Source organism: Rhodococcus sp. AQ5-07 (assembly GCF_009707305.1).
Lineage (GTDB): Bacteria > Actinomycetota > Actinomycetes > Mycobacteriales > Mycobacteriaceae > Rhodococcus_F > Rhodococcus_F erythropolis.
In genome coordinates, this window is sequence record NZ_CP046099.1 from 6,243,236 (window position 1) to 6,265,231 (window position 21,996).

Genomic DNA, 21,996 nt, shown 5'->3' on the forward strand with positions numbered 1-21,996 from the left:
TCTCGACCCCTCAAGCCCCAATCCTCAAACCCTCAATCCTCAAACCCTTGGTGATACTTATGAACTCGAACATGACCTTGTCCGCTCTCACCACCCTCACCGGCCTCGATGTCTTCGACTACCTGGACCAGGAAGTGTCCATTCCTGTGATCGACGGACTTCAGGCGCAGGGCGATCTCATCGTGATCCCGTTTTCGCTGCTCGCAAATATCGTGGCGCCTCTGCCGTGGACACGCTCTGTGAGAGTGCCGCTCTCGGGAGTGGAGTTGCTGCGAAGCGCGGCGGGCGGTAACCCCCACAGTCTGGTTGCAGACGAAGGGGAGTGCACGTGGTCGACGCCGGTGAAAGATGCTCGGGGCCTTGCGCTCGGCATGCTCGACACCCGAGTGACCGCGTACCTGATCCATCCGGAGCACGGCGCGACCGGAATCGCTCCGGGGCGATACGTCATCGGACGGCAGCAGGAAAGGGGCGTCGGGCGTGCGCGCGGTGCGGTGATGCTTGTCGCAGATTGACAGGGCGACCTCGATTTGGCAGCGGGGGAGTGAGCACCACTTGTCCACGGCGAGCACCGCTTTCCGCGTAGAGCAAGGTGTGTTGAGTCGAGGGAAAGGGTGCTCGGTCGGGATTGGCTCCCCACACAAACACGAATGCCCTCACCATGACGGTGAGGGCATTCGCGTGTGGAGCGGTTACTTCTTGCGGCCGGGAGCCTTTGCGCCGGCCTTGAATCCGAGCCCACCTGCCTTGGGGGCGGGCGGCGCGGCAGCAGGCGTCGGAGCTTCCGCGGGTGCGGACGCTTCAGCAGGTGCTTCGGCGGCGGGTTCTGCCTTCACGGGTTCGGCGGCGGGTTCTGCCTTCACGGGTTCGGCGGCGGGTTCTGCCTTCACGGGTTCGGCCTCGGGAGCCGGTGCCGCAGCTGGCGCCGGGGCTGCAGCAGGAGCTGCCTTCCGAGCGCCGGGAGCCTTTGCGCCCAACTTGAATCCGAGTCCGCCGGCCTTGGCGACCGGTGGAGCCTTCGGGGCTTCCGCCTCGGCGGCGGGGGCCTCTGCGGGAGCCTCGGCGGGTGCAGCCGGAGCAGCGGCAGGTGCTTCAGCAGCAGGTGCAGCCTTCGCGCCAGGAGCCTTGGCCCCGCCCTTCATCTGCAGTCCCTTGCCGCCGGGAGCCTTGGCGCCGGACGCCAGGCCCAGACCCTTCGGCTTGGCGACGGGTGCAGCAGCTTCGGGTGCAGCAGCCTCAGCTGCCGGTGCTTCCGCTGCCGGTGCGGCAGCGGCCTTTGCTCCGGGTGCCTTGGCGGCGCCCTTCATCTGCAGTCCCTTGCCCCCGGGAGCCTTGGCTCCGCCCGCAAGACCGAGCCCCTTGGGCTTTGCCGCGGGTGCGGCCGGTGCAGCAGCTTCGGCGGCGGGAGCTTCCGCGCTTGCAGCGGGAGCTGCCTTCTTGGCGCCGGGAGCCTTTGCCCCGCCGGCCATTCCGAGGCCCTTGCCTGGCGCCTTGGCTCCGGGAGCTTTTGCACCTGGTGCTTTGGCGAGGCCCTTCATGGCCAGCCCCTTGCCTGCCGGTGCAGCCTTGGCTTCCGGAGTCGCGGCGGCTTCCTCGACTTCTGCGACCCGATCCTGCTCGACGGTCTCAGCCTTTGCCTCAGCAGCGACCGGTGCCTTCTCACGCGGGATCACCTTGATGTTCTCGCCGAGCTGGGCGGGATCGAGGCGGGTGACGGAGTTCAGCATCAGCTGCGCGACGTCGACGACCTCGACGCCTTCGCCCTGGCCTTGCTCCTGGCGGGCAGTGACGCCGTCGGTGAGCATGACGCGGCAGAACGGGCAACCCGTGGCGATCTTCTTGGGGTTGGTGGAGAGCGCTTCGTCGACGCGGTCGACGTTGATGCGCTTGCCGATGTTCTCTTCCATCCACATGCGAGCACCACCGGCACCACAGCACATGGAACGTTCGCCGTGACGCGGCATTTCGACGAGCTTGGAGCCTGAGGCTTCCATGAGTTCACGGGGAGCGTCGTAAACCTTGTTGTGGCGTCCGAGGAAGCACGGGTCGTGGTAGGTGACGTCTTCGCTCACGGATGCAACCGGGATCAGCTTCTTCTGGCGCACCAGACGGTTGAGCAGCTGAGTGTGGTGCACGACCTCGTAGTCGCCGCCCACCTCCGGGTACTCGTTGCCGAGGGCGTTGAAGCAGTGCGCACAGGTGACGACGATCTTGCGCTTCTTCTGCTCGATACCGTCGAAGACCGAGTTGAGCATCTCGATGTTCTGCATTGCGAGCTGCTGGAACAAGAACTCGTTGCCGGCACGACGTGCGGAGTCGCCGGTGCAGGTTTCGTCGGCGCCGAGGACCATGAACTTCACTCCCGCGGTGGCGAGGAGTTCGGCGACGGCCTTGGTGGTCTTCTTGGCACGGTCTTCGTAGGCGCCGGCGCAGCCGACCCAGAAGAGGTACTCGTAGTCCTCGAAGCTGTCGGCGTCCTTGCCGAAGACGGGGATCTCGAAGTCCATCTCGTTGATCCAGTTGAGACGGTCCTTGGAGTTCTGGCCCCAGGGGTTGCCCTTGTTCTCGAGGTTCTTGAACAGGCCGGCGAGCTCGGAGGGGAACTCCGATTCGATCAGGACCTGGTAGCGACGCATGTCGATGATGTGGTCGACGTGTTCGATGTCGACGGGGCACTGTTCGACGCAGGCGCCGCAGTTGGTGCAGCTCCACAAGGTTTCGGCGTCGATGACCGGGGCCATCTCACCTTCGACGGTTTCACCGACGAGCTTGCGGTCGGCCTCGAGGCGTGCGGCCTCGGGGATGGCTGCGAGTGCGGCTTCCTTGACGTTGCCTTCGCTGTCGACGAGTCCGATCTCGTCGCCGCCCATGTCCTTGCGTCCACCAGCGAGCAGGTACGGGGCCTTGGCGTAGCCGTGGTCACGCAGCGACATGATGAGCAGCTTGGGGGAGAGCGGCTTTCCGGTGTTCCAAGCAGGGCACTGGGACTGGCAACGCCCGCACTCGGTGCAGGTGGTGAAGTCCAGCCAGCCCTTCCAGGAGAAGTCTTCGATGTTTCCGGCGCCGAGAGTGTCTGTGTCGGGGTCGACGTTCTCCATCGTCAGGACTTTGCCCTTGGACATCATGGGCTTTGCCGCGCCGAGCGCGACGGTGCCGTCGTCTTCACGCTTGAAGTAGATGTTGAAGAACGCGGAGAAGCGGTGCCAGGCGACGCCCCAGGTGATGTTGCGGCCCACGATCGCGAGCCAGATCATGCCGGTCATCAGCTTGACGAACGCGAACACCGAGATCATGACGGGGCTGGCGGGAAGCAGTTTGGCGACCTGCATGGTGAAGAAGTCGGTCCACGGGTTGGCGTGACCGTAGGTCGCGATCTTGCCGGCCTTGACCATGATCATGCCCAGGCCCTCGAGCAGGACGATGCCCTCGATGACGTAGGCGGCCTTGAAGTTGGAGCCGCCGAACCGGGACAGGCGCGCAGGCAGGCGCGGGTGGTTGAGCTGACGGATCACGATCAGCGTGGTGATACCGATGACGGTGCCGAGGCCCAGGATCTCGTCCCACAGGTGCCACGCCCACGTGTTACCGAAGATGGGCCAGTGGAACTCGGGGTTGAACGTCTGGCCGTAAGCCTCGAACCAGAGCAGGAATCCGCCGAGGAAGCCGACCATGACGAGCCAGTGGGCCCAGCCGACGCTGCGGAACTTGTTCATGCGCGTGTGCGCGATGAACTCGATGATCATCTGCTTGAAGCGAGGGAAGAACGGGCGCCATCGATCGGGTGCCGACTGGCCGATGCGCACGGTGTTGAACATCCTCAGCGCGCCTGAGAGGAAGATGTACCAACACACCAAGCTCAGCAGAGCACCAATCGTGCCCAACGTAATCGTCAGGGCATTCATGTCGCGGCCTTTCGTTTCAGGGCGACGCGTCGGCCACCTCGGGACAGCCCACTGATACTAACCTGCGTTATGTTACCCGCCAGTAACTAGCATTACCAGCCTGTAGATACCGACTGGTAACCGCTCGTGGCCTGGAGAGATCAATCTTCTGCGTCGGACGGGCTTGGTCAAACGCAGACATGTCTGGTCGTCACGTTAGGCGGTGGCCGTCGGGCTCCTTTCTGTCAGGCAGCCCTAACTCGGTTTCCGGGCAGGTGAGGACAACCGACCGGCTGTTATCGTTACGCCCGTCACGCACAGGGGAAACGGGTGGTGTGAGTCATCGACTTGCGCCCGCTCGCTCCCGGGGAGGATCAAAAATGTTCATTCGTAAAGCTGCGGCCATCGCAGCGATGACCATTGCCGCTACGGGCATCGCTGCAGGTACTTCTTACGCAGCTCCGGAGACGTCACCCGACGTTTCGTACACCGCCGAGGTCGTCGACCAGGCTGTTGTCACCACCATCGATGCCGGGGCATTCCGGGTATCGGGTGACGGCACACACGTCGACTTGCAGAACAGCCAGGGCGCAACTCTCGTGAGCCTGCCGCTCGCGTTCAACCTCGGGGACGTTCAGTTCCCGTTCGACGAGACCGTCAGTGAGGACGGCAAGACCCTCACCCTCAAGCCGAACTTGGACCCGGCCAGCTCCAAGCCGAAGCCGGTCGCTGCCGAGTTCACCCCGGTTGCTTCGCCTGACGAGGATCAGAAGGCAATCGAGAAGTTCCAGTCACAGCTCGGGCTTGCCACGCAGATCGGTAGCCTCACCGGCACGATCGTCGGAGCAGTCATCGGTTGCATCGTGGGTCTGCCCGGCCTGGTTATCGGCTGCCTCCCCGGCATGGTCACCGGTGCCGGTATCGGTGGAGTCGCCGGTACCATCCTCGCCGGCGGCGGAACCGCAATCGTCGCGGGCATGGACCTGATCAAGGTCCTGAACGCTCCGGCCGGAACAACTCTCTTCCAGTAAGCAGCTCTACCGGTTAGACGTCACGAACGCCGAAACGGGCGCCACACCTTCGAAAGGTGTGGCGCCCGTTTTGCTGTCTAGGGGAATGCGTGCGATCAGTAGTCGCGAACCTTCAGGCCTGGATTGGCTGCGAGGATGTCGTTGATCGGCGTCGCGTACTGCGTCGGTGCTTCTTGTCCGAACAACGTCTCGGCCTGAGCGATCTCGCACAGGGGAGAGGTGGCGACGTTGGACGCACTCGTGATGCCCACTGCCAACGTTCCGGAGACGATGGGGCCACCGCTGTCACCCTGCAGGACACAGATGTTGGTGGTGAAGCCGTTGTCGAGGGTGTGATCCAAGACCTTGGCGACGCGGTTGACGCCGGTGACGACGCCGCAGCTGAAGCCGGTGGTCGATCCCGCCTTGCAGACCGGGGCGCCCACAATGGGATCGGCGGTACCGGTGATGTTGACCGAACGGTTGAACGGGACCCGCACGCTGTTGTTCTCGAAGCGGTACTTCGCGTTGTCGTCGATGTTGATGATCGAGTAGTCACGCCCGTCGAAGCTGCTCTTGGCGAAGTATCCGACGCGGGGCCCGGTCTGGTTGTTCACCATCGGGAAGACCTGGCTCGAGTTCGAGGTGCCGGCAGCGGCACGGTTGGGATCGCAGTGACCGGCGCTGATGTTGACCGTGCGTCCTGAACCGTCGGTGCCGTTGAAGCCGAATGAACAACGCAGTCCGGTGTTACCGGAGGTTGCGCCGAAGGCGTCTCCGCCCAGTGCAGCGTCGCCGGTTGCGGATCCGGTTGCGGGAATGAGGTCCGCGACGATCGGGGGAACCAGTAGCGGAGCAGCGGTGTGGACGACGGTCCGCTTCAGGAACTCAGGCAATTCGATGCCGGCGGCAGGATCGGCGGTGAGGGCGACTCCGTTGCCGACCACGTCGACGGCGATGCCACGCACGAGGTCTGCGACTTCGGCAGGCTGCGAATCGAGCCAGGTGTTGAGTGCCGAGAGTTGACCTTGCAGAGCCTGCTCGCTCTGCGCGACGTCCTTGACCTCGAAGCCGGCCTTCTCGGCGGCCTCGCGGGCAGCATCCTTGTCGCGACCGTCAGCGAGAGCGACGATGCCCTTGCCGAGGTCGTCGAGCCACACGCCGGCAAAAGAGTCGGGAAACTGGACGCGCGCGATGGCGGCGAACTCTGCGAGCTTCTGCGCGAGTTCGGAACGCGAGACGAACTGGTCGGGCGTCAGCGCCAAGTCGTGCTGTAGGGCTTCGGCGAGTTCGACGGGCAGATGGGCTGCCTGATCGGATACACCGGGTTCATTCGGTTCTGCGTTCGCGACCGCGGTAATCGGTCCGAGGAGCAGCAGCGCGGCCGAACCGAACACTGCGGCGCGACGTGCGATGGAGCTTCGCATGTGGGCCTTTCCACTTCGTTGACCGCGTACCACCCCCCTGGGAGCACACGGATACGGCTCACGGACTTGTGGTGAGCCGATCACAGTCGACCATGACTATATGGGTTCGAACGCGCTATTCCCACCCGTTACATGAGCAAACAGCGCTGACCCCGACCGACAACAGCACTGTGCCCGCCGATCAGAACAGATCGGCGGGCACAGTGCGTGAATCAGGCGTTGGTCAACCCGCAGTGCGAACGCGGATTCCGGAACCGACACCGCCGCCGGATGCGCGATCTGCAGCGTCGAGGATGTCTCCGACCGGGATACCCAGATTCGAGGTTCCACCGGAGGTCGCGAGTACCAGGTTCGCTTCGTTGCAACTGGGTGCGCCGCTGCTGTTGGAACCGCTGGTGATGCCCAGCGCCAGGGTTCCGGAGACGATGGCGCCGCCACTGTCCCCGGCGAGGGTGCACGCGGTACCGGCGAACCCGCGGACGGTTCGTGAATCGCCGTCAGCCATGACCAGTTGTGTTTCGACGCGATCGGCTGCCACGACGCCACAGGTGAAGGACGACGTCTGACCCGACTTGCAGATGGGAGCGCCGATCACGGGACGTGCTGTTCCGGTGATCGCGAGGGTGGTCCCGTTGGCACCGCGGACGGCAGCGCGGTCGAGGCCCGCGTCGATGCCCGACTGGTCGAACTTGATGACCGAGTAATCGAGATCACCGGCGTTGTTGCCGACGGAAGACTGTGAGAAGGCGCCGATCAACTGACTGTCGTCGACGTTCGCGTGATTCGGCAGGTAGACCGGCGACTTCGAGCCCTCGGCCGGATTGCAGTGTCCGGCACTGATATTGAGTGCATTGTTCTGATCGTCGACGGCGTTGAACCCGAACGAGCAGACCGAGATGTTCTCGGTCGGCGTCTCGCGAATGGGACCTGTCGACGTGATGTAGGTGTCGCCGCCGAGCGCTCCGGGATCAACCGATCCGCCACCGTCCGGGCTGAGAACGATCTTGGTGTTCTCGAGCAGGTCGGAAGATTGAGTGCCTGCCCGACGGGGCTGTTCGCAACGTCGATGACGACCTGATTGTTCAAGACGTCGATGGTCGCCGAATTGACTGCGCGTGATATTTCCTTGGGCAGCCCGGCGATCCATCCGTTGACGTCGGCCAGCGTCTTCTCGAGGGTGTCGGCGGAGACGGGGGCGACGTGGGTGCGGTATCCGTCGTCGGCCGCGATTCGAGCAGCTTCGGTGGTGGTGACGGCTACGACGGGTTGACCGTCGAGTCCCATCCACGATCCGGCGTAGTCGCCGGGGCGCTCGGACTTGAATTCCTGGGCGTACGCGCCGAGTTCCTGAGCTTTGGCAGCGCGGTCGAGATACTCCTGTGGGGAGATCTTCAGGTCGCGTGTGATCGCCTCGACCAGCTCAGCCGGAAGCTGGTCGGCTTCGAGCTGTTCGACATGCGTGTCGGAGGCGGGCTCTGCCGATGCCGTCGTGGTGAATGGAGCTGCGAGCAGTAGTGCCGAGGCGCCGACCACAGCGGTGCGGATCGCCAACGAGTTACGCATGAAATCCCTTCAAGTCCCCGGCACCGAGCCGGTAGGTACCGCACCCACCATAGGGGAAAAGTTTCGACGAGGAATATGCGCCTCCTCTCTGGCTGTTCAATCTTTCTGTCTAACTTGGCATTCCGGGTCTCGGGGCCAATGGCATGACGGGCATGTCGGGATTCGGCACCACCGGATCGGTTGTGTCGGTCGGGTTGGAGGGCTGCGTCGGCGTTGTCTGTGTATCAGTGGGGTCGGTCACGGCGGGAGTGTCCGGGGTAGCCGGATCGACCGGATTCAGCGGTCCGACGACCGGCGGCAGGTTCTCGATCCGAAGGGGGTCGAGCTGGATGGTGATCGGCGATCCCTGTTGCGCGGGGACGTTCGCCGCAGTGGATTTCTCGGTACCGGTGCCCGGACTCGCCGGGATGGGCTGGGATTCGGGTGAGGTCGATTCCGCTTCGGATGACCACGACTGCGCCGTCGGCTGCGCGCCGAGAGCGGGCACTTCCGACGGGAGCGAGGTCGCTGAGTGCGAAACCGTGCCGGGCGGACTCGCCGCAGTGGCGGGCGTGGTGCCGGTGGGCAGGGGAGATTGTGCGTCGAGAATCCCGGGCGGTGAAATGGTCGGAGTGTGTCCGATGATGACCGCGGCCGCGCACCCCGACGCCGTCAGAAAGACTGCGGCGGCGGCTGCGGCGATGATCGGTCGGCGCTCCGACCGCCACTGACGATTCAGCCAACCGTCGACGCTCGGTGCTTTCGTGCCCGGTACTTCCACGCCGGATTCCGGCTCCGGTTCGATCAGGACGAACGGCGGAAACTCCTCGAGGGTGTCCTCTGGCTCGGCAAGATCGGTTGGCTCGGGTTCGGAACAGGTAGAGGTGATCGAGTAAGGCGCGGCCAACGCTGCGGCTCCGCGGGCTGCACTGTCGTCGGCATCCGGATCCGCGAGCCAGGCCGCGGAGGCTTTCTCTTCCGGAATCAGTTCGACGCCGTCGAGATCCATGCTGTCGAGTGCGCCGCGCAGTGCGTCGACGGAATCGTTCGACCAACCTGCCGGGATCACCGCAGAGATGTTCAGGTTCTGATCAGTGAGTGTTCGGACCTCCTTGACCAGGCAATACATTGCTGTCGCTACGAGTTCCTCTCCTCGCGTCATGTGCTCGGAGAAGTTGTCGGTATCGTCAGTTCCGACCCTGTCGAGGAACCCGCGCAAGCCGGTTGACCCCAACGCGGTTTCACCTAGCTGCACGGTGCCGTCAGGAGCGTGGTGCAGCACCGATTCGCGTTCGAGGATCACTGGTTCCGAGTCGGGTTTCGCGATCGCAGCAATGCTTCGTTTATTGCCGACGGCGAGTTCGACTCCCCACTTCATAGCGATCCCCGTTTCACAGTTACCGAACTTTGCTCGGCATGCATGTCCTGATTCCTGTGAAAACTATCACTTAAACGGATATACGCAACCCTCCGGACAATATGCAGCTAACTATTTGTTCGGCGGTGTCATGCTGCGAAGGATGGTGAGCAGTTCCGAACGAGACTGCGCCCCGACGCGCCGCTTGATGCGTGCGACATGGTGCTCGACGGTTTTAGCGGAGATGTAGAGGCGTTCGCCGATTTCCCGATAGGTCAGGCCGACGACGACGAGTTCGGCAACTTCTTGTTCGCGCTCGGTCAGTACCGACGGTGGTGCCGCGCTGTCGGTCGGATCGGTTGCATTGGTCTCGGCCGTCGACGTTGTGCGTAGCGAGCGCGCAACGTGGAGCAATGCGGTGGCCGATTTGGTGTCCGGTGTGCGCAATGCTGCTTCGCCCGCCAAGCGGGCCGCGTCCCAGGGCAGCCCGATGCGGTTGAGCGTTCGCGCTGCAGCTTCCACGTCGTCTGCGTCGACGCTGCCCTGCATGAGTAGAAGCCACTGGCGTCCGGCGGTCGCCAAACCGGCTGCGTAAGTGTGGGTTTTGGCTGATTCCGCGAGTGTATGGGCGTGTGGAAGGAGATCGGCCGGTGACTGCGAGAGGATCGACGCCTGGACGCCGTACCAATGCAGCGGCGAAGACCACAGCGGAGGCTCGCCGAGTGCTCGGAGGAGCGTGCGTGCGTCGTCGACCAGATGCTCGACCTGCTCGGCCTCGTCGAGTCGTACTGCCGCAAGCCACAGTTCGCCGATGGGAAGCAAATTGAAGAGATCCACGCTGCAGGACGAGAGGGTGCCGGCTGCGCCCGACCAGGCTCGCCGCAGCTGGGCGAGATCGCCGGAGCGTCGAGCGAGACCCACGATCATGGCATGCAGAAACAGTGCGTCACGCTCACGGAGGGGGCCGCGGACTACCTCCTCCGGTAGATCTTCGACAGCAGTGTCGTGCCCACGGGTCATCGCGATCCACGCGTCGAGAAGGTGAAGCCGCGCCCACGTGTGACTGCTTGCGTCGTCGGCGGCGATCGCGGCCGCGACGACAGCGGCGGCCCGTTCATGGGCGCCGTTGTGCAGGAGTGCAAGAGCTACCAGCGCCGGGGCGGAATCAGGCTGGAATTCAGATGTGCCGGAGCCGCCGGGGAGCGAAAGTGCGCGCGACATCGTGTTGAGCGCACTCGGTGCACTCCCCGTGACCGATTGCATCAGTCCATTGGCCAGTGTGGCAGCGCCGACCGTGGAGCTCGACGGTGATCCAGTATGCCCGGCGAGCGCCGCGTTCGCGTCGTCGACGTTGCCGATGCCGAGGAAGGTGATTGCGGCGAAGGGGGATTCGGTTTCGGTGCGCCCTGGCCCGAGCCAGGTGTAGAGATCTGCGGCGGCGCGGAGTTGGCCGCATGCTGCGGACGAAGCTGCGCGGATTCGCACCGCCGCAGCCAGTCTCGCGTTGTCGAGATCGGGTTCGGCGATGACGGAATCGGCCAAGCGGCAGGCAGTGTCGAGGTCACCACTCCGAGCCGAGACCTGGGCGTACAGCAGCGTGTCCGCCACGCCGAGAGGCTCGATCGAATTCACACGACGAAAAAGATCTGCCGCGACCGTCGGCGTGCTCGCGTCGACTGCGTCTCGTAGTACAGCCGTGAGATCGCGGTGGCGGATGCCGGAGTCGAAAAGTCTTCGTGCTGTATCGATATCGAGGGTTCTCGCGTTCGCTCGTGATTCGACGATTCTGATCAGCTCGCTGCGGATACGTCCTGTGCTGGTCGACTCTGCCACAACGCTCGCGACGAGAGGTGATCGCGAACCGAACAGTCCGGTGGCCAGTGCTCGGTCGAATGCCGCTGTGAGACTGAACTTCTCCTGCCCCAGATCGAGCTCGAAAGCGTCGATGTCCGGGACGGCGAATGAAACCTCGAGGATCTCACGCTCGATCGGATGCAGAGCGGTGACCTGATGGAGGATGTGTGTGCGTACGGCTGTCGCCATTTCCGGGCGGCCCGCCGAGGCGGCGGCGAAATACGCTTCGACGGCCCCGAAGGAACCACCGGCCAGATGCTCGAGCGTCAGCACGGCACGATCGTCGAGCGGAACTCTTCGCTCCGCGGCGATCTTCCGAATATCTGACCGGTTCAACGGGTTCAGATGTAGGACGGTACCGAAACTCGAGATGTTCGAGTAGATCGGTGCGAGTGGAGGATCGATCCGATCGGAGGCGATGACAACTCCGCGGTCGTCACGTTGAACCAGCTCGTTCAGAGCACGGATTTCGTCGGAGGTCAGAGCCTGCGCGTCCGCGATCACCACAATCGCATCGGCCGGGGCGTCATGCGTGACGACGGTGACCACGGGTCTGTCACCAGATTCGATCCTCTTGCGCACCGCCCTCGTCACTTGGGGCCGAGCGCTGGCGTCGGTCCCGGTGACGAACAGGCGCAGTGGCGATGCAGTCAGGTCGATGCCGCGCAAAAGTCCTGCAATGTAAGACGATTCGGTGCCGCTGTCACGGTTCATCGAAAGCCCGCCGGTCAGCGGATCGGCGCGGTGACGCCGCCGACGACACCACCGACCACGTTTCCGACACCACCGACGACGTTACCGAGACCTCCGACCACGCCGCCGACACCGTCCCCGACGCCGTTGACCAAACCGCCGACACCGTTGCCGATGCCGGTCGCAGCATCACCGATACCGGTTCCGACGCCTGCTCCGGGCGCGGGCGCTGGTGCCGGTGCCGGGGCGGGAGCCGGTGCGGGCGCCGGGGCGCCGGGTGCGGCAGGTGCAGGCGCCGACTGGGCGGTCTCACCTGGTGCGGGAGCAGATCCAGCTGGTGCGCCGGCAACCGGAACTGCCCCTGGTACCGTCGTCGAACCGCCTGCGGCAGCAGGAGAGCCGGGCTGATTGTTCTGAGTAACGTTGTTCGCAGTCGTGGATCCGTTACCTGCTGCTTCGGCTGCCGTGGTGCTGCCGGGGGTAGAGCCCGGCGTGGTCGAAGCGGTGGACGAGGTGGACTCACTGGTGGTGTCCGCCGAACTGGACGGAACGTTGATCTTGTCCATGGCCGTTCCGATTCCGAGTCCGCCTGCGGCGAGCACGATGAACGCTCCTACCACCGCAGCAACGACGCCCACCCTCGACGAGCGTCGAGTCGCCGTGTTCTCTTCCTCTGTCGGCTCGGCAAGCAACGGAGTCGAGAAGGCAGGAACCGGTGCGGGCTTGCGCGACGGCTCGGCGGGAATCACTGCAGTGGCGGCGGCCGGCACTTGCGAGTCTCGGGCGTCGAGGGCGAGTGCCGCGGCGCCGGACGCCGCGCACGACGCGGGATCGGCGTCGGCGATCACCGGAACACGAAGCTCCGCGGACAGTAGTTCGGCGACAAGGGGAATGGACGAGCTTCCGCCGGCCAGAACAACCTGATTGACATCACTGGACTCGACGCCGGCAGATCGCAGGCTTTCGCGAACCAAGGCCACCGATTCGGTGAGGGCGGGCCTGATCAGATCCTCGAGCTCGGAACGAACCAGTCGAATGTCGCTGACGGCGCCGGGAAGCGTCACGCGAGCAACGGTTTCCGTCTCGGTGGAAAGTTCCTCCTTGGCTGCGCGGGCTTGCTCGCGCAGAGTTTCCAGCGCTGCAATCGTCTCGGGAGCAAAGGGATCAAGGGCTGCGAAGTGGTCGGAAACCGCATCGAGCAGGTGCACGGTGACGAGGTGATCGAATTCGTCGCCGCCGATGTCCTCGCTGCGCAGTGGCTTTCCGAAGATCTCGCTTCGTCTGCCGGTCGTGGACATCATCGTGACGTCGAGCGAGCGAGCGCCGAGGTCGTAGACGACGGTCAGACCGTCGTTGGCAGCGTTTCCGGAAGCGGCGAGCCACGCCATGACGGCCGCGGGTTCGGCGACGAGAGTAGCCCCGTGAACCCCGGCGTCGTCCAGCGCGGACTCCATGGTGCGTGCTGTGTGACGATTCCACCCCACCGGGTGAGCCAGGACAACAGCTGGACCTTCTTCGCCGCCAGCCTGGCCGACGAGCGCGCCTACCGCTGTCGCTGCGAGAGACTCGCCGCGGTACTCGGTACCGTCGGCGGCAAGTATCGGGATCGGGTCTCCGACGCGCTCGACAAATCCGGTGATGACGGTTCCGTCGTCCAATTGCAGCGCACTGGGTAAGCGGACCTGTTGCGTTTCACCGGTCGAGCCGTCGGTGACAGCTACGAGAGTGGCCGAACCGATGCTGATGCCGAGCCCTGCCGCCATGAACGAACTCCCCTGGTCGTGGGCGACAGAAGGACTGTCGCGGTTGTCTGCGATGTCGGTTTCAGGACCTGGATCGTTACCGGATCGGAGGCGTCGCGGCGAAGTAGGGGACCGATCCCCTAATCGGAGCAAATCCCCCTATTCCGAACGGGCGTACCCCGTAGGGGGCTTCCCTGTCTGTCCACGCAGAAGAGGGGGATGCTCCCCGTTGGCCCCAGTCGCAAAAGTTCTTAGCGTTGATTCCACTCGCTACCTCTGGCAGCGCACCAGTTTCCGGATCACCGGCAACAACCCACCGGCAACAACCCGGTCAACGAACTTCAGGAGAACCCGCCATGGCAACGAACGCCGTACTCGAATTCATCCTCGGGCTACTTCGTGACGACGAGGCAGCTGCCAACTACTGCGCCAACCCGACCGCGGCACTCAACGCTGCCGGTCTGTGCGACGTCAGCCCCGCCGACATCGTCGCGGTCGCTCCGCTGGTTGCCGAGTCCGGACTCTTTGCCGGTGGCGGCGCCGACCTGTCCGCGATCGTCAACGCCGGCGCGTCCGCTGCGGGTGCCATCGGCGGCGGTCTCGGAATCGGTGGTGGTCTCACCGGTGGACTGGGTGGCGGCCTCGGCGGCAGCCTGGGTCTCGGCGCCGGTGCAGGCCTCGGAGTCGGAGGCGCCCTCGGCGGCCAGTTCGACCTGGTCGGCGACTTCGCAGCAGCCCTCAGCGCTGCGCTTGCCATCGGCGGAGAGATCAGTGCCGACCTCGGCGCAGCCTTCGGCGCCGTCATCGAAGCCGGCCTGGGCCTCGGCGGTGCACTCGATCTCGAAGGAGCTCTCGATCTGGGCGCACAGCTCAGCGCGGCTCTGGGCGGCGCCCTCGGAGTGACCGGCGGTCTGACCGCGGAACTGGGCGCAGCCCTCGACGCCGCCATCGGCGCGGTCGGCGGACTCGACCTGACGGCGGGGCTCAGCGGAGCCCTCGCACCCGTCTTTGCCATCGGTGGCGACCTCGGAGCCGACCTCGGACTGGCTCTCGGTGGACTCCTCGGCGGCGCAGCAGACCTCAGCGGTCTCCTCGACATCGGCGGCGAACTGGGCGCGAGCCTGACCGGCGCACTGGAATCCGCCCTTGCACTGGGCGGCGGCCTCGATCTGGCCGGCGCTCTGACGGGCGACCTCAGCACGGCGTTGTCCGGCGCGCTCTCCGGTGTCCTGGGAGCCGGCGGCACGATCGGCGCCGATCTGGGTGCATCACTCGGCGGCGTCCTCGGAGCGATCACGGATGTCAGCGTTCTCACCGATATCGCGGGCGGCCTCGATCTCGGTGCAGCCCTGAGCGGCGCACTCGGAGGAGCGCTCGGCGTCGGCGGCGGCTTGGAAACTGCACTCGGCGGCGCACTCGACGCAGCATTGGGCCTCGGCGGAGGACTCGACCTCGACGCCGTACTCGGCGGCGGTGCAGACCTGGGCGCGCAGCTCAGCGCGGCACTCTCCGGCGCCCTCGGTGCCGGCGGAACGGTCGGCGCCGATCTGGGCGGCGCACTCGGTGGACTGCTCGGGGGAGCACTCGACCTCGAAGGCGGTCTCGGCGCAGACCTCGCAGCGGCTCTGGGCGGCGGTGCGAATCTGTCGACGGCCCTCGAAGGTGTCCTCGGTTCGGCACTCGGCGTCGATGCCGGGCTGGCGGGCGGTCTCGGCGGCGCACTCGACGCAGCACTCGGCGCAGGCGGACTTACCGGAATCGACCTCGGTGGTGCACTCGGCCTGGGCGGCGAAGCAGGCTTGGCAGCCGGTGTGGCTGCGGCTCTCGACACCGCTCTCGCAGGTGCTGGCGGCTTGGGTGCTGTCGGTTCCGTGGGCACGGACCTCACCGGCGCGCTGGACGGTGCGCTGGGAGCCGGCCTCGGGCTGGGGGGCTCTCTCGACAGCGTTCTCGGTGCCGAAGGCGCACTCGGTGGAGCGCTGGACACGGCACTGAACCTCGGCGGAATCGACACCGGTTCGATCGGCGCCGACCTGCCCTCCGTCGACCTCGGCGCAGTGAACCTTGGCCCGATCTCGGCTGAACTGCCTTCCGTCGACCTCGGAAGCATCGCGGCAGACGGCCTGAACCTCGGCGGTGTGACCGGCGACCTCGGAGCAACGGTGGGCGGTGCTCTGGACGCAACAGCAGGTCTCGACGCAACAGCAGGTCTCGACGCCGCCACGAACGCTGCGGCCGGTTTGGGTGGGTCGCTCGGCGGAGCACTGAACGGCGTCACCGATCTCGGTGGATCGCTCGGCGGGGCTGTCGGAGCAGTCACCGACGTGACAGGTTCGATCGGTGCCGACGCAGCCGCGGCTGCCGGTGGCACCGTCGACGGTGGCGGTACCGTTGGCGGCGGCGGAGTCGCTGACCTGGGTGGATCCCTCGGTGGAGCAGTCAGCGGCGTGTCCGACCTGACAAGTTCCTTGACCGGTGCGCTGAACCCGTGGTCGTCGATCGATGCGACCGACGCTTTCGGTGCGGGCTCCGATTCGGGACTGAGCGCCGATACCGGACACTCGCTCTTCGCCGAGGATTCGGTTGCAGCACCGGTCGATCACATCGACCCGGTTGCGGTTGTCGACCACCTGCATCCCTGATCTGCTGACGCAGGAACTGAAATCGGTCAAAATGACCTGATGTAACAAATCCGGCCCTGCGTGCGCTATGCGTTCGCAGGGCCGGATATTCGAGTCGGGAAGAATTGCGGGTCAACGTAGCTCATGAGTGATTCAGCGAGTCAGGTAAGCAGTCGGAAGGCGCGCGTCGCGTCGTCGACGGCGTCGTTGCTCGAACGAACAGCCGTCGTGGCGAAGGATTTCGGGCGCACGGATCTGGTGCGCCGACTCGAGAATGCTCAGGTCAGAGTCAATGATCCACGTATTCGTATCGTGGTGGTCGGTCCCCTCAAACAGGGCAAGAGCCAGTTCGTCAATTCTCTGCTCGGCATCGACGTGTGTTCGGTCGGTGACGACGAGACCACTGCCGTGGCGACGGTCGTGCAGTACGCGGAGACCTCGGTCGCCGAATTGATTCTCGCCGATCCGGGTGCGGCGCCCATCCGGGTGCCCCTCCCGCTCGAGGAACTGATGGGGATCACCCCGGCCACGCCTCGCGCCGAAGGGCGTGAAGTTCTGCGTGTGGAAGTGGGTGTTCCCAGTCCGCTGTTGGCCGACGGTTTGGTTCTGATCGACACCCCCGGTGTCGGTGGTCATGGAAATCCGCATGCTGCAGGAACATTGGGATTGATCACTGCGGCCGATGCCGTGTTGGTTCTGTCGGACTCCAGTCAGGAGTTCACCGAACCCGAGCTGGGATTCATCCGCCAGGTCGTCAATCTGTGTCCTGCGGTGGCCGGTCTGATCAGCAAGACCGATCTGTACCCGCACTGGCGACAGATCCTCGACGCCGATCGCGGACATCTCCAGCGCGCCGGGTTGGACCTGCCGCTCATTCCGATCTCCTCGGTACTGCGGTCGCACGCACTGAGGCTGGGGGACAAGGAACTCGAGGCGGAATCCGGATTTCTGGACCTCTATCAGTTCCTGCGGGACAACGTGGTTGCGCGTGCCGAGTCGAACACGCGACGCGCAGTTGCGATGGACGTGCGTTCCTCGGCAGCACATCTGACGTTGGAGATGGGCAGTGAGCTTGCGGCGCTGAAGGATCCGTCCACCGCTCAAGCGGCGGTCGCCGGCCTGCGGCGTGCCCGGGCAGCGGCCGAGGAACTGCACAAGAAGACCTCGCTCTGGCAACAGAGCCTCGGCGACGGCATTGCAGACCTCGCCGCCGACATCGATCACGACCTCCGGGACCGGTTGCGCCGGGTCACCCGCCAGGCCGAAGAGACGGTCGACGAAGGCGATCCAGGTAAGGACTGGGACGTAGTGGGGGAGTGGCTCGAACAGGAGATCGCCACCGCTATCGGTGACAACTTCGTGTGGGCTCACGATCGAGCTCAATGGTTGGCAGAAGTTGTGGCGCAGCACTTCGCGGAGACCGGCGACGTCGCGCTCCCGCATCTCGACGTCGCCGACACCGACGGTTTCCTGGAACCGGTTGGCGCGTTGTCGGACCTCGAATCCGGCCGTATCGGCATCACTCAGAAGGTCCTGGTCGGCATGCGCGGCTCGTACGGCGGCGTCCTGATGTTCGGCTTGATCACCACGATGATGGGCATGGCACTGGTCAACCCGATCTCCATCGGAGCCGGGGTTCTGCTGGGTACCAAGGCTTATCGCGAAGACAAACAAGCACAGGTGCTCAAGCGTCGGGCCGAGGCGAAAGCGGCTATCCGACGGTTTGCCGACGACGTCAGCTTCCAGGTGGGCAAGGAGTCGAAGGACCGCCTCCGCCTGGTGCAGCGGCTTCTGCGGGATCATTTCACCGACATCGCCGAGCAGGCGCTGCGCTCGATCAACGAATCCCTCCGCGCCACGCAGGAAGCTGCGCAGTTGGAGTCGAGCGAACACGCCGCTCGTATCAAGCGTCTGGAGACCGACATGCGCGTCGTCGCAGAGCTTGACACCGTTGCCGGAACGCTGATCGGCGAAACTCCGGCTCCTGCTTCGGCAAAGGTGACCAACGCATGAGTGCCACGACCGCCGTGACCGCTGTGGAGTCGGCACATGCTCTGATCGACCAGGCCAGACGGGTCTACGCGGACCAGCCGCAGACGCGAGCCCAGTTGGACGAATGCGCTGCCCGACTCGGCGAGCCACTCCGGGTGGCGCTCGCCGGCTCCCTCAAGGCGGGGAAGTCGACGCTGCTCAATTCGCTTGTCGGACAGGATATAGCGCCTACCGACGCGACGGAGTGCACGCGCGTCGTCACCTGGTATCGGAACGGGACAACGCCCCAGGTGACTGCGACGGCCGAGAACGGTGCCGAGTTCAACGTGCCGGTGACGCGCCGCGACGGCAGGCTCACGTTCGATCTGGGGGAGTACACCGCAGACTCGGTGGACCGCATCGACGTCGACTGGCCGTCTTCGGCATTGGCTCGTACGACGATCATCGACACCCCAGGTACGTCGTCGCTCTCGACCGAGGTTTCGGCCCGAACCTGGGACATGCTGGTTCCCGATGGTGGTGCGCCCGGCGCGGACGCGGTGGTCTACCTGCTGCGCGCCCTGAACGCCAGTGACATGCAGTTCCTCGGGAAGATCGCTGATCATGTCGGCGGAGAATCCGGCCCGCTCGGAGTGATCGGTGTTCTCTCGCGTGCCGACGAGGTCGGCGCAGGCAGGCTCGACGCGTTGTCTTCGGCGAAGGACGTCGCGGCACGATTTGCCGAGGAATTGGAGCGAACCGGCCTGTGCCAGTCGGTGGTTCCCGTGGCAGGTCTGCTGGCACTCGCCGCACGGACGATGCGGCAGAGCGAGTTCGCTGCCTTCTCGGCGCTCGTGCAGGTTCCATCCGAGGATCTGAGCCTGGCCTTGCTCTCCGCGGATCGTTTTGCCAGGCAGGACAGTCCGCTCCCGGTCGACGCGGCGATGCGGGCGCAATTGGCCGATCGGTTCGGGCTCTTCGGAATTCGCCTCGCCGTGACGTCGATCAAGCTGGGGGCCACTGATTCACCGTCTCTGGCCGCGGAATTGCTGGAGCGAAGCGGACTGGACGAACTTCGTCAGGTGATCGACGTTCAGTTCGGGCAGCGCGCGGATCAACTGAAATCGCACACCGCGCTGGTGACGTTGGGCCGAATCCTCGAAGCCGATCCGAGTGAGGAAGGCGATCAGATCGCGGCGGAGGCACAACGGTTGCTCGCCGACGTTCACGGTTTCCACGAACTTCGCCTGCTCGGGCGACTTCGTTCGGTACACACAGATCTGCCACCCGATGACCTGGCACAACTGCAAAGGCTGATCGGTGGCTACGGAATCCGGGCCAGTGACCGGTTGGGCTGCGAACCGGAAGAATCGCCGGAGGTGCAGCGTGCGCGGGCTACCGCGGCTGTCCGGCGATGGCGCGAGTTGTCCAGGCATCCGCTCTTCGACAGGTTCACCTCCCACGCCTGCCTGGTTGCTGCCCGCAGCGCCGAGGGCGTCTTGGCTGAAATTGTGCCCGAATAGGGACCCGTTCACTGTGCGAGCGCTTGGAGAGGGTTCTATCTTGAGTTCGGGATGACCCGGACATAACTCCCAGGTTCGGGTCCCACCTCGATGGGAGCACGCGCATGGCGAGTGACATCAAGTCCGCTTCACCGGATCGAGCCACCCTCGTCCTGGGGACGCTCATCCTGGTCGCTGCGGTCGCGAATCTCAATCTCTCGGTCGCGAATGTCGCGCTGCCGGACATCGGGCGGGCCTTCGACGCCAGCCAGACGCAACTGAACCTGATCGCGGTCGGGTACTCGTTGGGCCTGGCCGGAACGGTGCTCTACCTTGGGGCGTTGGGAGACCGATACGGCCGCAAGATGCTGCTGGTCACCGGCATGGCGCTGTCTATTCCGGCGTCGATCGTGGCTGGATTCGCCGGGAACTTCGAAGTGCTGTTCCTTGCTCGGATAGTCGGAGGCGTCTCGGCAGGTCTTGCATTCCCGACCACGCTGGCGATCATCACGGCGCTGTGGGCCGGACCGGCACGGACCAAGGCGATTGCCATGTGGTCCGCAATCGGTGGCGCGATTTCAGCACTCGGTCCGATCGTCTCGGGGGCGCTGCTCGAGCAGTTTCACTGGGGTTCGGTCTTCTTCGTCACCCTTCCGTTGGCTCTCGTGGCACTGATCTGTTCGCTGGTGTTGGTGCCCGCGCACGTCAACGAGACGACCGAGCGAGTTGATCACCTCGGCGGCATAGTGTCGATCGTCTTCATCGGGGCGCTGGTGCTGTCCATCAACTTTGCGCCGGTAAAGGGTTCGGGCACGTTGGCTCTGGTGCTCGGGGCGATAGCGGTCGTCGCGGGTATCGGGTTCTTCCTGCAACAGCGACGCGCGGTCAATCCGCTGTTCGATCTTCACGTAGCTGCGCGCCCGACCTTCTGGGTCGCGGCGGTGGGCGGGTTGGTCGTGTTCGGTTCGCTCATGGGCGCGATGTTCATCGGCCAGCAGTTCCTGCAGAACGTCCTCGGCTACTCGACGCTGGCAGCCGGTGCGGCCATCATTCCGGCTGCGCTGGCGATGGTGATCGTTGCGCCGCGCTCGGCGACCATGATCGAAAGGTACGGCGCCCGCGTCACGCTGCTCTCCGGCTACCTGTTCGTGGTTCTCGGGTTGTTTGTCGCGCTTTTCCTGTGGAACGAAAGCACACAGTATTGGCAGGTCGCGCTTGCCTATGCGCTTGTCGGGATCGGCGTCGGCCTGGCAGGCACACCGGCATCGCGTTCGCTGACCGGATCCGTTCCCGTGCACCGCGCTGGTATGGCGTCGGGAACCTCGGATTTGCAACGCGATCTGGGCGGCGCCATCATGCAGTCGATTCTCGGCGGAATACTCACGGCCGGGTACGCAAAATCGTTGGGGAATGCGATCTCGTCCTCGCCGAACGCATCCGAGGTGACTCCCGAAACTCAGGCCGCGCTCACCAAATCTTTCTCCAGCGCCGAAGTTCTCGCGGAACGCTACCCGCAATACGCGGACCAAATCATGACCGCCGCCAAAAACGCCTTCCTGGACGGGGATACAAACGCCTACATCGCGGCGATCATCATCGTGTGTGCCGGTGCCGCGGTGGTGACGTTCTTCTATCCGCGCCGCGAGCGCGAACGTGTCCTGCTGGCGCAGTACGCGGCAGAATCCGATCTCGCCGCGGAGAAGAGTTGAGCGCGCTCTGGTACTGATGAAGGATGCCACAACTACTTCACATCGATTCGTCTGCCGAACTCCACAACTCGACCTCTCGTGAACTCACCGCCCTGTTCGCTCAGCAGTGGTCGAACAACAGTCCGGATCACACGACGGTGACGGTGGACCTGCACCGGGATCCCTTGCCGCACCTCGCGGACGCGGCCCTGCACTATGCACCACGCTTGCGGGTCGAGGGAGAGATTCCGGATCCCGCCGCGGAAGCACTACAGGCTCGGGTCCTCGAGCAACTTACCGCTGCAGACGTAGTCGTGATCGGCGCGCCGATGTACAACTGGTCGATCCCGTCGACGTTGAAGGCGTGGATAGATTACGTGCACGTCCTGGGGACTACGGTGCCTTTCGACACGCGTACTCAGCCGCTCGCAGGTAAGCCCGTGGTGATCGTGTCCAGCCGTGGGAACACCTATGCACCGGGCTCGGGGAACGAGGCCAACGATCACACCGTCCCGCCACTCGTTCAGGTGCTCGGGGTGTCGATGGGAATGGATGTCTCCGTCATCACCGCGGAACTGACTTTGGCGCAGCGTATTCCGGCGATGGCACCGCTGATCGAGCAGGGTGACGCGAGCCTGCGTGCTGCCCGGGAGTCGTTGACCGAGCTGGCCCGTACCTTGGGGGCCTGATCAGGAAGTTCGACCAGGT

12 protein-coding genes and 1 pseudogene are annotated in these 21,996 nt (G+C 64.8%); 7 read left to right on the plus strand and 6 right to left on the minus strand.

Annotation, left to right across the window (positions count from 1 at the left end):
- The first annotated feature begins 59 nt into the window (after window positions 1-59).
- Window positions 60-515 carry a hypothetical protein gene (locus GJB56_RS28975; protein WP_029254716.1) on the plus strand — a complete coding sequence of 152 codons (456 nt, stop codon included), beginning with the start codon at window positions 60-62 and terminating at the stop codon, window positions 513-515.
- Window positions 516-692: 177 nt separating this feature from the next.
- Here the strand turns inward: GJB56_RS28975 and GJB56_RS28980 are convergent, their stop codons facing one another.
- Window positions 693-3,902: a (Fe-S)-binding protein gene (locus GJB56_RS28980; protein WP_154606707.1), complete on the minus strand. Its 3,210-nt coding sequence runs from the start codon at window positions 3,900-3,902 to the stop codon at window positions 693-695.
- A gap of 359 nt (window positions 3,903-4,261) precedes the next feature.
- On the opposite strand from GJB56_RS28980, the gene GJB56_RS28985 reads away from it, so the two are divergent.
- Window positions 4,262-4,912: a glycine zipper family protein gene (locus GJB56_RS28985; protein WP_020968768.1), complete on the plus strand. Its 651-nt coding sequence runs from the start codon at window positions 4,262-4,264 to the stop codon at window positions 4,910-4,912.
- Between the two features lie 95 nt (window positions 4,913-5,007).
- On the opposite strand, the gene GJB56_RS28990 is transcribed toward GJB56_RS28985, so the two are convergent.
- From GJB56_RS28990 to GJB56_RS29010, 5 genes and pseudogenes are all read right to left on the minus strand, one after another.
- Window positions 5,008-6,318 (minus strand): S1 family peptidase, encoded by a 1,311-nt coding sequence (locus tag GJB56_RS28990; RefSeq protein ID WP_029538548.1) that lies wholly within the window; start codon window positions 6,316-6,318, stop codon window positions 5,008-5,010.
- Window positions 6,319-6,541: 223 nt separating this feature from the next.
- A pseudogene (locus GJB56_RS28995) lies at window positions 6,542-7,881 on the minus strand (S1 family peptidase).
- A 109-nt stretch (window positions 7,882-7,990) separates the two neighbouring features.
- Window positions 7,991-9,238 carry a hypothetical protein gene (locus tag GJB56_RS29000; protein ID WP_113682289.1) on the minus strand — a complete coding sequence of 416 codons (1,248 nt, stop codon included), beginning with the start codon at window positions 9,236-9,238 and terminating at the stop codon, window positions 7,991-7,993.
- Window positions 9,239-9,349: 111 nt separating this feature from the next.
- Window positions 9,350-11,785 (minus strand): LuxR C-terminal-related transcriptional regulator, encoded by a 2,436-nt coding sequence (locus GJB56_RS29005; RefSeq protein WP_081328986.1) that lies wholly within the window; start codon window positions 11,783-11,785, stop codon window positions 9,350-9,352.
- A 14-nt stretch (window positions 11,786-11,799) separates the two neighbouring features.
- Window positions 11,800-13,527: an Hsp70 family protein gene (locus GJB56_RS29010; protein WP_113682290.1), complete on the minus strand. Its 1,728-nt coding sequence runs from the start codon at window positions 13,525-13,527 to the stop codon at window positions 11,800-11,802.
- Window positions 13,528-13,862: 335 nt separating this feature from the next.
- Here GJB56_RS29010 and GJB56_RS31950 point away from each other — a divergent pair, with 335 nt between their 5' ends.
- The 5 genes from GJB56_RS31950 to GJB56_RS29035 all read left to right on the plus strand — a co-directional run bounded on the left by GJB56_RS31950 (window position 13,863) and on the right by GJB56_RS29035 (window position 21,977).
- Window positions 13,863-16,148 carry an IniB N-terminal domain-containing protein gene (locus GJB56_RS31950; RefSeq protein ID WP_046378121.1) on the plus strand — a complete coding sequence of 762 codons (2,286 nt, stop codon included), beginning with the start codon at window positions 13,863-13,865 and terminating at the stop codon, window positions 16,146-16,148.
- A gap of 123 nt (window positions 16,149-16,271) precedes the next feature.
- A complete protein-coding gene (locus GJB56_RS29020) occupies window positions 16,272-18,140 on the plus strand; it encodes a dynamin family protein (protein ID WP_069146139.1) in 1,869 nt (622 codons plus the stop codon).
- Window positions 18,137-19,621 (plus strand): dynamin family protein, encoded by a 1,485-nt coding sequence (locus GJB56_RS29025; protein ID WP_113682293.1) that lies wholly within the window; start codon window positions 18,137-18,139, stop codon window positions 19,619-19,621. Before GJB56_RS29020 ends, GJB56_RS29025 begins: the two co-directional genes overlap by 4 nt.
- Before the next feature lie 104 nt (window positions 19,622-19,725).
- Window positions 19,726-21,309 carry an MFS transporter gene (locus GJB56_RS29030; RefSeq protein WP_019749380.1) on the plus strand — a complete coding sequence of 528 codons (1,584 nt, stop codon included), beginning with the start codon at window positions 19,726-19,728 and terminating at the stop codon, window positions 21,307-21,309.
- Between the two features lie 23 nt (window positions 21,310-21,332).
- A complete protein-coding gene (locus GJB56_RS29035) occupies window positions 21,333-21,977 on the plus strand; it encodes an FMN-dependent NADH-azoreductase (RefSeq protein WP_113682294.1) in 645 nt (214 codons plus the stop codon).
- Window positions 21,978-21,996 lie beyond the last annotated feature (19 nt).

Bases quoted from the DNA above. Each gene is read 5' to 3' on its own strand.
- GJB56_RS29000 (WP_113682289.1), bottom strand. From the start codon at position 9,238: ATGAAGTGGGGAGTCGAACTCGCCGTCGGCAATAAACGAAGCATTGCT.
- GJB56_RS28985 (WP_020968768.1), top strand. From the start codon at position 4,262: ATGTTCATTCGTAAAGCTGCGGCCATCGCAGCGATGACCATTGCCGCT.
- GJB56_RS28975 (WP_029254716.1), top strand. From the start codon at position 60: ATGAACTCGAACATGACCTTGTCCGCTCTCACCACCCTCACCGGCCTC.
- GJB56_RS29010 (WP_113682290.1), bottom strand. From the start codon at position 13,527: ATGGCGGCAGGGCTCGGCATCAGCATCGGTTCGGCCACTCTCGTAGCT.
- GJB56_RS29020 (WP_069146139.1), top strand. From the start codon at position 16,272: ATGAGTGATTCAGCGAGTCAGGTAAGCAGTCGGAAGGCGCGCGTCGCG.
- GJB56_RS28990 (WP_029538548.1), bottom strand. From the start codon at position 6,318: ATGCGAAGCTCCATCGCACGTCGCGCCGCAGTGTTCGGTTCGGCCGCG.
- GJB56_RS29025 (WP_113682293.1), top strand. From the start codon at position 18,137: ATGAGTGCCACGACCGCCGTGACCGCTGTGGAGTCGGCACATGCTCTG.
- GJB56_RS31950 (WP_046378121.1), top strand. From the start codon at position 13,863: ATGGCAACGAACGCCGTACTCGAATTCATCCTCGGGCTACTTCGTGAC.
- GJB56_RS29030 (WP_019749380.1), top strand. From the start codon at position 19,726: ATGGCGAGTGACATCAAGTCCGCTTCACCGGATCGAGCCACCCTCGTC.
- GJB56_RS29035 (WP_113682294.1), top strand. From the start codon at position 21,333: ATGCCACAACTACTTCACATCGATTCGTCTGCCGAACTCCACAACTCG.
- GJB56_RS29005 (WP_081328986.1), bottom strand. From the start codon at position 11,785: ATGAACCGTGACAGCGGCACCGAATCGTCTTACATTGCAGGACTTTTG.
- GJB56_RS28980 (WP_154606707.1), bottom strand. From the start codon at position 3,902: ATGAATGCCCTGACGATTACGTTGGGCACGATTGGTGCTCTGCTGAGC.